The organism is Flavobacterium potami (genome assembly GCF_020026915.1).
Taxonomy (GTDB): domain Bacteria; phylum Bacteroidota; class Bacteroidia; order Flavobacteriales; family Flavobacteriaceae; genus Flavobacterium; species Flavobacterium potami.
This window is the reverse complement of sequence record NZ_JAINUY010000001.1, coordinates 397,549-411,828: the sequence shown is the minus strand read 5'-3', so window position 1 is coordinate 411,828 and position 14,280 is coordinate 397,549. Positions and strand designations below refer to the sequence as shown.

General features: G+C 33.4%; 16 protein-coding genes. 12 read left to right on the top strand and 4 right to left on the bottom strand.

Annotated elements, in window-relative coordinates; genetic code table 11:
• The first annotated feature begins 3 nt into the window (after positions 1-3).
• From K6T82_RS01825 to K6T82_RS01785, 9 genes are all read left to right on the top strand, one after another.
• Complete coding sequence (locus tag K6T82_RS01825; protein WP_223704307.1) at positions 4-423, top strand: DUF1801 domain-containing protein; 420 nt, start codon at positions 4-6, stop codon at positions 421-423.
• A 4-nt stretch (positions 424-427) separates the two neighbouring features.
• Complete coding sequence (locus tag K6T82_RS01820) at positions 428-1,531, top strand: MBL fold metallo-hydrolase (RefSeq protein WP_223704306.1); 1,104 nt, start codon at positions 428-430, stop codon at positions 1,529-1,531.
• 75 nt (positions 1,532-1,606) lie between these two features.
• Positions 1,607-2,731, top strand: coding sequence for a lactonase family protein (locus tag K6T82_RS01815; protein WP_223704305.1), 1,125 nt, complete (start codon positions 1,607-1,609; stop codon positions 2,729-2,731).
• Between the two features lie 93 nt (positions 2,732-2,824).
• Positions 2,825-3,346, top strand: coding sequence for a GNAT family N-acetyltransferase (locus K6T82_RS01810; RefSeq protein WP_223704304.1), 522 nt, complete (start codon positions 2,825-2,827; stop codon positions 3,344-3,346).
• A gap of 108 nt (positions 3,347-3,454) precedes the next feature.
• Positions 3,455-4,036, top strand: coding sequence for an LOG family protein (locus K6T82_RS01805; protein WP_223704303.1), 582 nt, complete (start codon positions 3,455-3,457; stop codon positions 4,034-4,036).
• Positions 4,037-4,092: 56 nt separating this feature from the next.
• A complete protein-coding gene (locus K6T82_RS01800; protein WP_223704302.1) occupies positions 4,093-4,767 on the top strand; it encodes a porin family protein in 675 nt (224 codons plus the stop codon).
• A gap of 101 nt (positions 4,768-4,868) precedes the next feature.
• Positions 4,869-5,336, top strand: coding sequence for an SRPBCC family protein (locus K6T82_RS01795; protein ID WP_223704301.1), 468 nt, complete (start codon positions 4,869-4,871; stop codon positions 5,334-5,336).
• Positions 5,337-5,600: 264 nt separating this feature from the next.
• A complete protein-coding gene (locus K6T82_RS01790) occupies positions 5,601-5,969 on the top strand; it encodes an iron chaperone (RefSeq protein WP_223704300.1) in 369 nt (122 codons plus the stop codon).
• A 6-nt stretch (positions 5,970-5,975) separates the two neighbouring features.
• Positions 5,976-6,659, top strand: a complete 684-nt coding sequence (locus tag K6T82_RS01785; RefSeq protein WP_223704299.1) for a 2'-5' RNA ligase family protein — start codon at positions 5,976-5,978, stop codon at positions 6,657-6,659.
• 2 nt (positions 6,660-6,661) lie between these two features.
• Here K6T82_RS01785 and K6T82_RS01780 read toward each other — a convergent pair whose 3' ends face one another.
• From K6T82_RS01780 to K6T82_RS01765, 4 genes are all read right to left on the bottom strand, one after another.
• Complete coding sequence (locus K6T82_RS01780; RefSeq protein ID WP_223704298.1) at positions 6,662-7,024, bottom strand: VOC family protein; 363 nt, start codon at positions 7,022-7,024, stop codon at positions 6,662-6,664.
• 2 nt (positions 7,025-7,026) lie between these two features.
• Positions 7,027-7,404 (bottom strand): hypothetical protein, encoded by a 378-nt coding sequence (locus K6T82_RS01775; RefSeq protein ID WP_223704297.1) that lies wholly within the window; start codon positions 7,402-7,404, stop codon positions 7,027-7,029.
• A gap of 82 nt (positions 7,405-7,486) precedes the next feature.
• Complete coding sequence (locus tag K6T82_RS01770; RefSeq protein WP_223704296.1) at positions 7,487-8,461, bottom strand: WG repeat-containing protein; 975 nt, start codon at positions 8,459-8,461, stop codon at positions 7,487-7,489.
• A gap of 27 nt (positions 8,462-8,488) precedes the next feature.
• Positions 8,489-10,636, bottom strand: a complete 2,148-nt coding sequence (locus tag K6T82_RS01765; protein ID WP_223704295.1) for a cation:proton antiporter — start codon at positions 10,634-10,636, stop codon at positions 8,489-8,491.
• Between the two features lie 291 nt (positions 10,637-10,927).
• On the opposite strand from K6T82_RS01765, the gene K6T82_RS01760 reads away from it, so the two are divergent.
• The 3 genes from K6T82_RS01760 (at position 10,928) to K6T82_RS01750 (ending at position 14,240) form a co-directional block, all read left to right on the top strand.
• The gene (locus K6T82_RS01760; protein ID WP_223704294.1) at positions 10,928-12,355 is read left to right on the top strand and encodes an L-serine ammonia-lyase; all 1,428 of its coding nucleotides are present in this window, start codon (positions 10,928-10,930) and stop codon (positions 12,353-12,355) included.
• A 237-nt stretch (positions 12,356-12,592) separates the two neighbouring features.
• Entirely contained in the window at positions 12,593-13,411 is an 819-nt protein-coding gene (gene panB / locus K6T82_RS01755; RefSeq protein ID WP_223704293.1) for a 3-methyl-2-oxobutanoate hydroxymethyltransferase, read from the top strand.
• Between the two features lie 139 nt (positions 13,412-13,550).
• The gene (locus K6T82_RS01750; protein ID WP_223704292.1) at positions 13,551-14,240 is read left to right on the top strand and encodes an RluA family pseudouridine synthase; all 690 of its coding nucleotides are present in this window, start codon (positions 13,551-13,553) and stop codon (positions 14,238-14,240) included.
• Positions 14,241-14,280 lie beyond the last annotated feature (40 nt).

The window sequence follows — 14,280 nt, the reverse complement described above, 5'->3', positions numbered from 1 at the left end:
AAAATGGCCACCAATAAGACCACAGAAACCGAAAACAGTGTTACTGATTTTATTAACGCTGTCGAAAATGATGCTAAAAGAAATGATGCTTTTGAACTGCTTAAAGTAATACAAGAAACCACAGGTTTTGAGCCTAAAATGTGGGGACCAAGCATTATTGGGTTTGGAAGTTATCATTATAAATATGACAGCGGACATGAAGGCGATGCGCCATTGGCTGGATTTTCGCCAAGAAAAACTGCTATGACCGTTTATTTCTACTTGCCAGAAGAAAAAAGAGAAGAATTACTATCAAAACTAGGAAAACATACTTCTTCTAAAGCTTGTATTTACATCAAAAAATTAGCTGATATTGATATAGAAATCTTAAAAAAGATAATCTTGCTTTCTATTGAATACACTCTAAAATTATATCCCCAATAATAAAATGGCACTATTTTTAATTCTATTATTCTTAATAGCTCTAGCAATTTACAGATTTCTACAGCATCCAAAATTTGGAAAAGCGCCCTCTGGCCAAAGACTAGCTCAAATCCAGAATTCGCCTCAATATAAAAACGGAAAATTCGAAAATCAAAGTTTTACGCCAGATCTTGCCGAGGGAGAAAGTATGGCGGGTGTTTTGTTTGAATTCTTCTTTAAAAAAGTAGATCGAAAAATGCCTACTGATTTGATTCCGTCTGTAAAAACCAATTTAAAAGAACTTACTCTTGATCAAGATGTTTTAGTTTGGTTTGGACATTCTTCTTATTTTATTCAATTGGAAGGAAAACGTTTTTTGATTGATCCCGTTTTTAGCGGCAACGCCTCACCTATTCCGGGCACCACCAAATCATTTAAAGGATCTGACATTTATACGGTTGAAGATCTTCCAGAAATTGATTATTTATTGATTACTCACGATCATTACGATCATTTGGACTACGATACGATTTTAAAATTAAAACCAAAAACCAAAAAAATTATTACTGCACTTGGTGTTGGTTCTCATTTTGAATTTTGGGGTTTTCCTTCTGAAAGTATTATCGAAAAAGATTGGTTTTCTACAATTGAATTAGATGAAAATCTGACACTTCATACCGCTCCTTCAAGGCATTTTTCTGGAAGAAGTTTCAAAAGATGCAATACACTTTGGACTTCATTTATTCTGGAAACCAAAGATTTTAAAATGTATTTGGGCGGAGACAGCGGTTACGATTCGCATTTTGCTGAAATTGGAGAAAAATACGGACCATTTGACATTGCTTTGATTGACAACGGACAATACAATCAGAAGTGGAAATACATTCATAATATGCCAGAAGATGTGATCAAAGCAATGAAAGACCTAAAAGCAAAAAGAGTTTTTCCAGTTCATTCTTCGAAATTTGCTTTATCTCTGCATTCCTGGGATGAGCCTCTGAATAAAGTTACAGAGCTAAACAGTTTGTCTGAAAATCCGATTCCATTAATCACGCCAATGATTGGTGAAGTGGTCGAATTAAAAAATGACAACCAAGAATTTAAACAGTGGTGGAAAGGAATTCGTTAATTGTTAATTGTTAATGAAACCGAGACTGAAAACCTGAAACCTGAAACCTGAAACTTGAAACAACCCAAAAAAACCGTGAAACAAAAAATTCATTATTTCGCAATTGCATTTCTATTAACCATCAACCTATTTTCTCAAAACACTTATGTCTTTTTGGGATCTTATAATCGTGATAAAACGGCTGAGGCGATTCAGGTTTATCAGCTGGATACTTTAAACGGAAAATTGATCAAATTTACTTCGGTCAAAAATGTTGTGAATCCTTCCTATTTAACGGTTTCTCCTAATGGAAAATTTGTTTATTCTTGTACGGATACCAAAACGCCAAATGCCGGAAGTGTAAGCAGTTTTGAATTTAATACAACAGCAAAAACGTTGACTTTTTTGAATAGTCAAAGAAGTGGTGGAGAAAATCCGGTTTATGTTGCTGTTCACAAAAACGGCAAATGGCTGGTTGATGCTAATTATACTGAAGGAAGTGTCTCCGTTTTTCCTCTTTTAGAAAATGGAAAAATCGATTCTATTGCGCAGAATTTTCAGTACATGGACGGAAGTACTCATAAAGAGAGGCAAACACGCTCGCACGTGCATTCGGCGGTATTTTCACCACAAAACGATTACTTGTTTTTACCCGACTTAGGAGCAGATAAAATTAGATGTTATGCTTTTGATGAAAATCAGAAAATGCCTTTAGTGGAAACTCGAAATCCATTTACAAAAACCGATTTAGAGGCTGGCCCAAGACATTTTACCTTTCATCCAAATCAAAAATTCGGTTATTGTATTGAAGAAATGGCAGGACAAATAAGCGTTTATCAATATGAAAACGGTGTTTTAAATAAAATCCAACGTATCGCAACACATTCAGATAAAATAAAAGACGGTTTTGAAAGCTCCGACATTCACATTTCTCCCGACGGAAAATTTCTTTATGCAACAAATCGAGGAAAAGAAAACAATACTGCCATTTTCTCTATCGATGCAAATGGGCTACTGAAAAACATTGGCTATCAATCGACTTTAGGAAAACATCCTAGAATTTTTGCAATTGATGAAAGCGGTAAATTTTTAGTCGCTTCGAATGTACAAACAGGAAATGTCGTGGTTTTTAAAAGAGATTCTAAAACCGGATTATTAAAGAAAACAGGAACGCAAATTAAAATGGAAAATGTTTCTTGTGTTCAAATTAAAAGAATTTAACCTCTAAATTACTTTTATTTTTGTCATTCTGAGGAACGATGAATCTTCGTAAGAAGCTGCACAAAATGTATCAATTATCAAAAAACCAAAAAAATGAATACATCAAACTTCAAATTAAAACCCGATTTTCTAGAAAACGAACTCACAAAATTAATTCCGCTAGAAGAAAAACATTTTGAAGCTCTTTTTCAGGCCGCTTCTGATCCTTTAATCTGGGAACAGAATCCTGTAAAAAATCGTTATGAAAAAGAAGGTTTTAAAACTTTTTTTGACATCATAATGACAAAAAATCCTTTTTTAATCCTCGACAAACAAACCAATGAAATTATGGGAACAACTAGTTTTTATGACTATAATCCTGAACAATCAAGCGTTGCAATTGGTTACACTTTTATATCACGAAAATATTGGGGCGGTCCTTACAATAAATCAAACAAAAAATTAATGATTGACTATGCTTTTCAGCACGTTGATTCGGTACTTTTTCATATTGGATCAGAAAATTTTCGTTCGCAAAAAGCCGTTTTAAAACTCGGAGCAGAAAAAATTAATGAGTTGAAATTTACGGTTAATGGCGCAGAAATGCCGTATTTTGAATATGAATTGAAGAAATAAAGTTAGTCGCGGTTTTCAGTATCAGTTCTCAGTATCAGTTCACAGTAAAACCACATTTTACATCTAACTTTTAACATCTAACTTTTAACATTTAACATTACAACAATAATGAAAAGAATAACAGTATTCTGTGCTTCAAGTTATGGCACCGAAAAAATTTATGAAGAACAAGCTGCAGCGTTAGGAAAAACTCTTGCGGAACAAAATATAGAAGTGGTTTATGGCGGTGCAAATGTCGGTTTAATGGGCGCTGTTGCTGACGGAGCTTTAAATGCCGGCGGAAAAGTAATTGGAGTACTTCCGAACTTTTTAAGATCGAAAGAAATTGCGCACTTAGGTTTGACTGAATTAATTTTGGTAGAAAGCATGCACGAAAGAAAAACTAAAATGAACGATTTATGTGATGGTGTAATTGCACTTCCTGGAGGTTTTGGAACTCTCGAAGAACTTTTCGAAATGCTGACTTGGGCACAATTAGGACTTCATAAAAAACCAATCGCAATTTTGAATGTAAATGGTTTTTACGATTCGCTTATTGAATTACTAAAAACAATGACCGAAAAAGGTTTGTTGAAAGAAGTCAATAGAGAAATGCTTTTGGTTAGCGATACTATTGAAGATCTATTACATCAAATGAAAAATTATGTTGCTCCAACCGTAGGAAAATGGATTGAGAAGGAAGAGATTTAATTAATTTGCGAGAAAAAAGAATTACATATATTCCCTAAAAACAACCTAAACATTACATGAAAAAAATTACTGTATTACTTTTTACCATTTCTTTAATTAGTTTTAAAACAACTGCACAAGAATCAAAAATTAAATTTGGATTACAAGGAGGAGCAAACTACTCAACGCTTTGGGGTTTCGACTCTTATGCTGACCTTAATTCGGGTTTAGCTTATGTTTTTGGCGTTTCGTTTCAATATAAAATCCAAGACAATTTATCTATAAAAACAGATCTTAACTACGAAAGAAAAACTCAAAAAAGCAAAAACAACATTGAAATTCTTGACCCAGAAAGTTCAATTTCACCTGGAACCTATTCTGTAAAAAGTACTGTATATTTAAATTATCTCGTGCTTCCGGTTCTTTTAAAATACAACTTCTCTAAGGATAAAAGTTTTTATGTAAATGCGGGACCATATCTTGGCTATTTGCTAAAATCGGGCATAAAAACACATGTAAATATTCCTGGCGAAACCGATTATGATGAAGAAGACACAAAATATAAGAAATCAATGGATTTTGGCTTTACTGCTGGAATTGGAAAAGAGTTCAAGGTAAATGAAAATCATCAAGTGTATGTAGAGATCAGAGATAACTTAGGAGTATCTGATATCTCAAAAACCGAAGTAATGAATGGTGGCGCGATAAAAACTAATTCATTAAATGTCTTGGTTGGTTATACATTTAATTAAATTTTGGGAGTCCGTAAAATACTAATTTCATAAATTAGGGCTTGGAAAATTAAAGAATTTACCATCTTGCTTCTAACAAACCACATCTAATCTAAAAACATATGAAAACAGAAAACAACAAATATGCAAAGGCCGAAATGCTGATTAGGAAACCTGTTTCAGAAGTTTTTCAGGCTTTTATTGATCCTAAAATTACAAGTAAATTTTGGTTTACTAAAGGATCAGGAAATTTAGAAGAAAACCAAAAAACGGAATGGACCTGGGAGATGTATGGTTTTTCTCTTTCTGTTAAAACGCTAGTTTTACAAGAAAACAAAAAGATTGTGATCGAATGGGGAAATCCTGACGAGGTTACTTTGGTAGAATGGGTTTTTAGTCCGTTAAATGAGCATGAAACTTTTGTAAGCATTACCAATTCTGGTTTTCAGGGCGATACAGACAAAATAATAGATCAAGTTCGTAACTCGACCGAAGGTTTTACTTTGGTTCTAGCTGGAGCAAAGGCGTATTTAGAACATAATTTACTATTGAATTTGGTTTTGGATCGTTTTCCGAAAGGGCTAGCTTAATGGTTATTTAACCGCATTTTTTGTGGTTATTTAACCGCAAAGGTCGCAAAGGTTTACGCAAAGTTCGCTAAGTTTTTTTTGAGATTCATTAAAAATGAAAAGTTCACAAAGTTTTGTCTTATAAAGTTTTATCAATACAAAGCTTTGCGAACTTAAAATATAGATTCTGCTGAGACTTGTAATAAAAAAACTTTGCGCACTTTGCGGTAAAAAAAACTCAAAGAAAGAAAACTTGAAACCTGAAACCTGAAACAAAAAAAAACTATGGAAGTTAAAAAACCCGAAAATATAGACGAATACATTGGTGGATTTCCAAATGAAGTTCAGGAAATTTTAGAAAAAGTCAGAATGACGATTCAGAATGCTGCGCCAGATGCTAAAGAGAAAATCAGTTATTCGATGCCCGCTTTTGAGCAAAATGGAATTGTGGTTTATTTTGCGGCTTTTAAAAATCATATTGGCCTATATGCACTTCCAACGGGAAACGAAGCTTTTGCTCCGCAACTTTCTAAATATAAAACAGGAAAAGGCTCAATTCAGTTTCCATTTAAAAATGAAATTCCGTATGATTTAATTGCGGAGATCGTAAAATTTAGAGTAAAAGAAAACCTTGAAAAAGTAAAAAAGAAATAAACAAAAATGAATCTAACCGAACATTACAACCAACTTTATAAAACTTCGGCTGAAGCAATTTCGGCAGGAAAATATTCGATAGATTCTGAACTAAAAAACGAATCTGATTCCCGTTTCGGAATCACGCTTCTAATTCGCCCAAATGAAGAAGTAAAAGCCAATATCCAGGCTTTCATCAGCGAATTAAAAAAAATTGAACCTGAACAGTATTTTTATCCCGATTCAGACATTCACATTACCATCATGTCGATTATTTCTTGCTCGGATCAATTTACTCTAAATCAGATTGCACCAAAAGAATACATCGAAATTATTTGTAGAAGTCTTGTTGAAGTAGAGAAAATTAAAATTCATTTTAAAGGCATTACAGCTTCTCCATCTGCTTTACTTATCCAGGGATTTCCGAGTGATGAAACTTTGAATAATTTAAGAAACAAACTTCGCGAGAACTTCAAAAAATCAGGATTGCAGCAAAGTATGGATAGTCGCTATTCTATATTTACGGCACATTCTACAGTAATGCGTTTTCAGGAAAAACTTCATGATCCGAAGAGATTAATCGAAGTTGCAGAGAAATTTCGCGATTACGATTTTGGCGAATTTGACGTTAAAAACATAGAATTGGTTTACAATGATTGGTATCAGCGTAAAGAGACAACGAAAGTTTTGGGTGATTTTGGTTTGAGGTAAATTTATTTGAACTTTCCAAAATGCCATAAAATTCCGGACGGATCGTGCAAGAAACATTCGCTTCCCCAATCTAAATATTGTATCGAACTTAATTTTGAACCTTCATACTTTTCTGGAAGATTTAAAGCTGAAAGTTTACTATAATAAGATTCAACATCATCAACTTCTACAAAAATCATAGTATTGTCAATCCAGTCTTTTACGTAGGCATCCTGTAGATAAAAAGCAATTTCATCCGTTTTAAAAACAGACATTTTTGAGTCTAAAACGGTTTCTTCAAAACCTAAATCACGATAAAAACTTCTTGAAATTTCAAAATTTTGAGAACCAATAAATGGTCGGATTGATTTTATGCTCTTTTCCATAACTATAAATTTATGTCATTATAATAAATTAAAAACCATTTATTTCCAATCAATTTAAACTGTCTTTCGACTTCAAAACCGCTGTCAGGAATCCAGAATCTTTCTGTGATTAAAGTATCTGTCTTTACTAAAGAATGCTGATATTCTCCAATTTCTACCTGTTCAGCAACAGGAACAGCTTGAAATTGCCAATTCTTCCTTGTCCAATTGTATTGTTCAAATCCATAAATATGTTTTCCTTCAATTGGAAAATCAACTCTTGAAACCTGAAAAAGAGAATCCGAATGAAATTTTTTATTGAATTCTTCGAAGTTTTCTCTTTCTACTTTCTTGACTATTTTTTGTTCTATCTTTTTTGATGGAACAAATGGATGATCCACATTATTTTTACAACTAATGCAAAAGAAAACAGATAAGATAAACGTCAAAAACTTAATTCTCATAATTCAATCTTAACTAGATTTATTTACAATCATTATCTAAACAATTCCCTTTTTGATCAATAAAAAAGTAATTCCCATTAAGGCCCACCATTGCTTTTCCGTTTATAAATCCTGCTGCACTAGCATATTTTATTGGAATAACAACTTTACCTGTTTTATCTACAAAGCCATACTTTTTATCAATTTGAACAGGCGCAAGACCAGAAGAAAAAGGATAGGTACGATCATAAATTAATGGTACTACTTCATTACCTTTCTTATCTACAAAACCAAATTTTTTGTTTAGACTTACAACTGCCAATCCTTCTTCAAAACCATTGGCATCATCATATTTAACAGGCACTACTTCCTCTCCATTTTTATTGATAAACCCAAATTTATTATCTATTTTAACCTTTATCATTCCATCCACGCAAAAAAAGCCTTGATCATATTTAAAAGGTGTAATTTCTTTTCCCTGAAGGTTTATGTATGCATATTTCCAATCGTTTCTAACACTTGCAATTCCTTCTCTAAACGGAGAAACTCCATCATATTGTAGATCAATTATTATCTTTCCCTTCGTGTCTATAAATCCGCATTTGCCATCTAATTTAACATCGGCTAATTTCTCAGAAAACATACTCGCTTTTTCATATATCAAAGGAATAACCTCTATTCCTTTTCGGTCCAAATAGCCCCATTTTCCATCTGCCTTTACAAGAAGTAAATTATCAGTATACCAATACGTAAGTGTGTATTTTATCGGAGTTAATTCTTTACCAAACTTATCTATTACCCCAATTTTATCATCAAGTTTAACTCTAGGTAAAGTATCTGCGTAATCAAACATTACATCATCATATTTTGCAGGTAAGACCACTGCTCCACTTTTATTTTTAATTCCTTTTTTACCATTTAAGGTAAAAATATCCCATTTTTTGTATAAGGTACTTTGCCCTAAACACATAGTACTTACTAAAAACAAAACAATGAAACGTAATTTTACTCCCATACGTTAATAAAAAATAATAAAATTAAATTAGCTTTTTTTCAAAATACTTCCCAAACCGCGACCGATTTGTTCAATTGCTTCCAGACTTTTGGTTAAAGGAGATGCGGTAAAATCTTCGTAAGCATCCATTGCGCTTTCTTTGCGATCGTCTTGCGGATAAACCAAAATCACATTGTTATCTCCAAAAGATTTTTCGAATTTCTGAGGCAATTTGTCAAAGATCGATTGATAGGAAACAGAACCTTTTCTTGATAAATTGAAAACTACTAAATCTGTTGTTTTTATATCATTTGAAATCACTTCAAAATCTTCCCAGTCAGAAATATTTTTGAAACCTAATTTGCTGTTTAACTTTAAGTTTAAGGCAATCTGCTGAATAGTCTGATATGTTTTTTCTTCTGCGTAAACCACAATTGGAATACTAAGTTCCTGAGACAAACGGGTAACTTTTTGTAATAATAAATGAAAACCAATTCCTCTTTCTGAAAATGGCGGACAAACAAAAACCAGCCTTTTTTCTTCTATAAAATTCATTTGGAATCGACAAATGAATAAATTCTTATCTACATTATTAATGATTGAATCTACATTTTCACCAAAAATCTTATCAATAAAACCGGTCTTTCTCGGCCATCCTACAATTACGATATCCGACATAATTTCTTTAGAAGTTCTTGCAATTCCACTCGCTGGATTATGATCAATTCTGGCAATGGTATTGATTTTTGCTTCTGAGGCAGAAGCTTGAATTACAAATTTATCAACTGCTTTTCTGTATTTTAAAATATTCTTTTCTGCCTGATTATTATTCGGAACAATCGTTAACAAAGTAACAGGATTAGACGATTTTTTATCTTTAATTAAAAGCGCAAAATCTAACAAGCCCGCTGCTGCAGAAGTTTTTGCCAGCGGAATCAGAATATGTTCGTCTAAAATCTGATCCTTCTCAGCATCTTCATGCGAAATTTCTTCTTCACAGATTGCAATTTTTTTCGCTGCTTTTTCTGTTGCAAATGAAGCCACGATACAGGTTATCAAAATCAAAATAATAGTTCCGTTCAAGATGTTTTCATCAAGAATTTTGGCTTTAAATCCAACCAAAATTACAGCCAAAGTTGCTGCAGCATGTGCACTGCTCAATCCGAAAATAAGTTGTCTTTCTGTTCTAGAATATTTAAAAACAATTTGAGTAAAGAAAGCCGCAATCCATTTCCCAAAGATAGCTACAACACTCAGAGTTCCTGCCACGATTAACGCAGTGGGTCCGCTTAGAATAACGCTCACATCAACAAGCATTCCGACAGAAATCAAGAAAAACGGAATAAAAAGTGAATTACCAATAAACTCGATTCTGTTCATTAAAGCAGAAGAATGTGGAATTAAAGGATTTAATGCCAAACCAGCAACGAATGCTCCAATAATAGGCTCTACTCCTGCTACTTCCGCCAAAAATGCGGCAAAGAAAACGACAGAAAGTACAAAAATATAATGTGCATGTTTTTCACTTTCTAATTTTTTGAAAAACCACTTTGCAACACGCGGAATAATCAAAAACATGATGGCCGAAAAAATAGCTAAAGAAACGATCAATTTTACCCAAAACGCCTGATTTAGATTTCCTTGACTGCTTCCCATAATTACTGCTAGAATAATCAAAACAGCTGTATCTGTCAAAATAGTTCCACCTACCGTAATTGCAACAGCTTGATTTTTCGCAATTCCTAACTTGCTTACAATTGGATATGCCACTAGCGTGTGTGTAGCAAACATACTGGCAGTTAAGAAACTGGCATTAAAATCATAATTCAATAAATAGAAACAAACTGGAAATCCGATTGAAAGCGGGAGAATGAAAGTAAAAAAACCAAACAAAACACTTTTATTTCGATTGGCTTTAAATTCATTCATATCCAATTCTAATCCGGCAATAAACATGATATACAAAAGACCGATTGTTGAAAACAAATCTACTGCAGAGTTTTTTGCGAGAATGTTTAATCCGTGAGGACCAATCACAACTCCAGAAATAATCAATCCAATAATTCCAGGGATGTTAATTTTTTTAAGTAAAATTGGCGAAAGCAGAATAATAAAAAGTATTAACGAAAATATCAATACTGGATTGCTTAGTGGTAATTCGAATTCTTGTAATAGATGTTTGAAAAATTCTATCATAGGGTAACTTTATCTTCTTGTGGCATTATAAATTTGAAAAAGACGATTTTCAGAATTAAAACTAAATCCAGGAAGTATTAATATTAAAAATGGAGTCTTTTAAAACTCTATTTACAAAAATACCTAAAAAACACGAACTTTTTACGTAAACCGAATATTAAGGAATTAATTTTATTTCGTTGCCGAATTATTAAAATTTAATATTTATTTTAACAAATATGCAAGATTAATATTCAAATATAAACTTTCATTACATTATTCAATTATCTTTGTCTTAACAAAAAATGAACAATGGAAGAATGTATCTCTGTTTTTGATATGCTTAAAATTGGCGTTGGCCCTTCAAGTTCACATACTTTAGGACCATGGCGCGCTGCTGAACGCTTTCTAGAAGAATTGAAAGACGAAGCTATTTTAGACAATATTACAAGAGTAAAAGTCGATTTATACGGCTCTCTTTCTTTAACCGGAAAAGGGCACGCAACCGATCTTGCCGTTATGCTTGGCTTGAGCGGACAAGATCCTGAATATATTCCTGTAGAAGATATTGCCGGAATTATTAAAAAAATTGAAACAACAAACGAAATCAATTTGGGCAACCAAAAAGTGATTCCTTTCTTTTTTCTTCAGGACATCGTTTTCAACAAAGATTTTCTTCCTTTCCATGCAAATGGCTTAAAATTCACCGCTTATAAAGCTGACGATTCTGAATATGAATCTACTTTTTATTCAATTGGAGGCGGATTTGTTGTGAAAGAAGAACGTACTAATGCAAAACTGAAAGAAGTTATAAAATGTGCCTTTCCCTATCCGATTCAAAATGCGGCAGAATTATTGAATTATACCGTTTCTGAAAACAAATCGATTTCTGAGATTGTATATGAAAATGAAATTTCGATGCGCCCAGAAGCTGAAGTGCATTCTGAATTAATGCGTATTTGGAATACGATGTTAGAATGCATGTATATTGGATGTCATTCTGAAGGTATTCTTCCTGGTGGACTCCACGTTCGAAGAAGAGCTTTTGACATGCATCAAAACTTAATTGGATTGTCTAATTATAACGATCCACAGTCTTGGTTGGAAGAAATTAGAAAAACCGAGGTAAAATTTCGTCAGATTTTAAAATGGGTGAGCTGTTTTGCACTTGCCGTGAATGAAGTAAACGCGTCTTTAGGTCGTGTGGTTACTGCTCCAACAAACGGAAGTTCTGGTGTAATTCCGGCCGTTTTAATGTATTACATGGTAATTGAAAACCACGATGCAGGCGAAAAAGAAATCAAACAATTTTTGATGGTTGCCGGAGAAATTGGAAGTATCTTCAAAAAAGGTTCTACGATTTCTGCTGCAATGGGCGGATGTCAGGCCGAAATTGGCGTTTCATCATCAATGGCAGCAGCGGCACTTTGCGAATTAATGGGCGGAACTCCTGCACAGGTTTTAATGGCAGCAGAAATTGCTATGGAACATCATTTAGGTTTAACCTGCGATCCAATTGGCGGTTTAGTTCAGATTCCGTGTATAGAAAGAAATACAATGGGCGCCATAAAAGCCATTAATGCTGCAGAATTGGCTTTAGAAACTGATTCTAAAAATGCTAAAGTTCCGTTAGACAAAGTAATTAATACCATGTGGGAAACGGCAAAAGATATGAATTCAAAATATAAAGAAACCTCAGAAGGTGGACTTGCAATTGCCGTAAATATGGCGGATTGCTAAAAAACTAGGCTTGCCACGAATTACACGAATTTTCACGAATTTCTTTTGTATTTAAATTCTTGGAATTCGTGGCAAAAACCATTAAAATCACTACACAATAAATCTATTGTAATGGAAAACAGTCAATTTCTATTAGAATTTAAAAACCGAAAAGCATTTTCTGTTGAAATATTCTATTACTGCTGATTCCTCTTTTACAATTATTCAATACTTTTACAATATCAAAAAAATAAAAAAATGTCAGTAGCAAAGAAAGATTATAAAAGAATCACAACAAAGTCATTAATTGAAATGAAAAGCAATGGAGAGAAAATCTCTATGCTTACTGCGTATGATTATACTATGGCGAAAATTGTTGACACTGCAGGTGTTGACGTAATTTTAGTTGGAGATTCTGCATCGAACGTTATGGCGGGTCACGAAACGACTTTGCCAATTACTTTAGATCAAATGATTTATCATGCTTCGTCTGTTGTTCGCGCTGTCGAAAGAGCTTTAGTTGTCGTAGATTTACCTTTTGGAAGTTACCAATCGGATCCTAAAGAAGCGCTTCGTTCTTCTATCAGAATTATGAAAGAAAGTGGCGGACACGCAGTAAAACTAGAAGGCGGAAAGGAAATTAAAGAATCTATTAAAAAGATATTACATGCCGGAATTCCGGTAATGGGCCATTTGGGTTTAACACCTCAATCTATCTACAAATTCGGAACTTACAGCGTTCGTGCAAAAGAGGAAGAAGAAGCAGAAAAACTAATTGAAGATGCTCAAATGCTTGAAAAAATTGGATGTTTTGCAGTTGTTCTAGAAAAAATACCGGCAGATCTTGCTAAAAAAGTAGCAGACAGTATTTCTATTCCTGTAATCGGAATTGGTGCTGGAGGTGCCGTTGATGGTCAGGTTTTAGTTATTCATGATATGTTAGGTATGAATAATGAATTCAGTCCGCGTTTCTTGCGTCGTTACTTAAATCTTTATGAAGAAATGACAAAAGCAATTGGTCAATACGCAGCAGATGTTAAGTCTAGTGATTTTCCTAACGAGAAAGAACAATATTAATCTAAGGGTCAAAGGGACAAAGTAACAAAGGGACAAAGTTTTATGAATTGCCTCCAGCTTTAGCTGGAGGTTTATTTTTAAGGCTTTTCTCGGCTTTAGCCAAATTTCAATCTAAAATCAGAAATCTAAAATTCTTTTAATGAAAATCATTTCTAATAAAGACAACTTACAAGTATTACATGAAGACAATCACATCATTGTGGTCAATAAACGTGTTGGTGATATTGTTCAGGGAGATAAAACTGGTGACAAACCTCTTTCTGATGTTGTAAAAGAATATATTAAAGCCAAATACAATAAGCCTGGTGATGTTTTCTTGGGTGTAATTCATCGTTTGGACAGACCAACAACTGGAATTGTGGTTTTTGCTAGAACGAGTAAGGCTCTATCTCGAATGAATGAATTATTCAGTAATCGTGAAACCAAAAAAACATATTGGGCTGTTGTCAAAAACAAACCAAAAGAGGCGAAAGCTAAATTGGTTCATTATTTAAAAAGAAACGAAAAAAACAACACTTCAAAAGCACATTTAAAAGAAGTTCCTGATAGTAAATTAGCCAGTTTAGATTATACTATTATTAAAGAACTTCAGAATTATACCGCTCTAGAAATCAATTTGCATACGGGTCGCCACCATCAAATTAGAGCCCAATTAACAGCGATTGGTTCTCCGATCAAAGGCGATTTAAAGTACGGCGCAGATCGAAGTAATCCTGACGGAGGAATTCATCTTCATGCCAGAAAATTGACTTTTACACATCCGGTTTCAAAAGAAGAAATTACTATTATCGCCCCTACTCCCGACGATTCTATTTGGAATGCTGTCTGATTTTTATGATATAATTGTTAATTTTTAAAAATTTATCAAT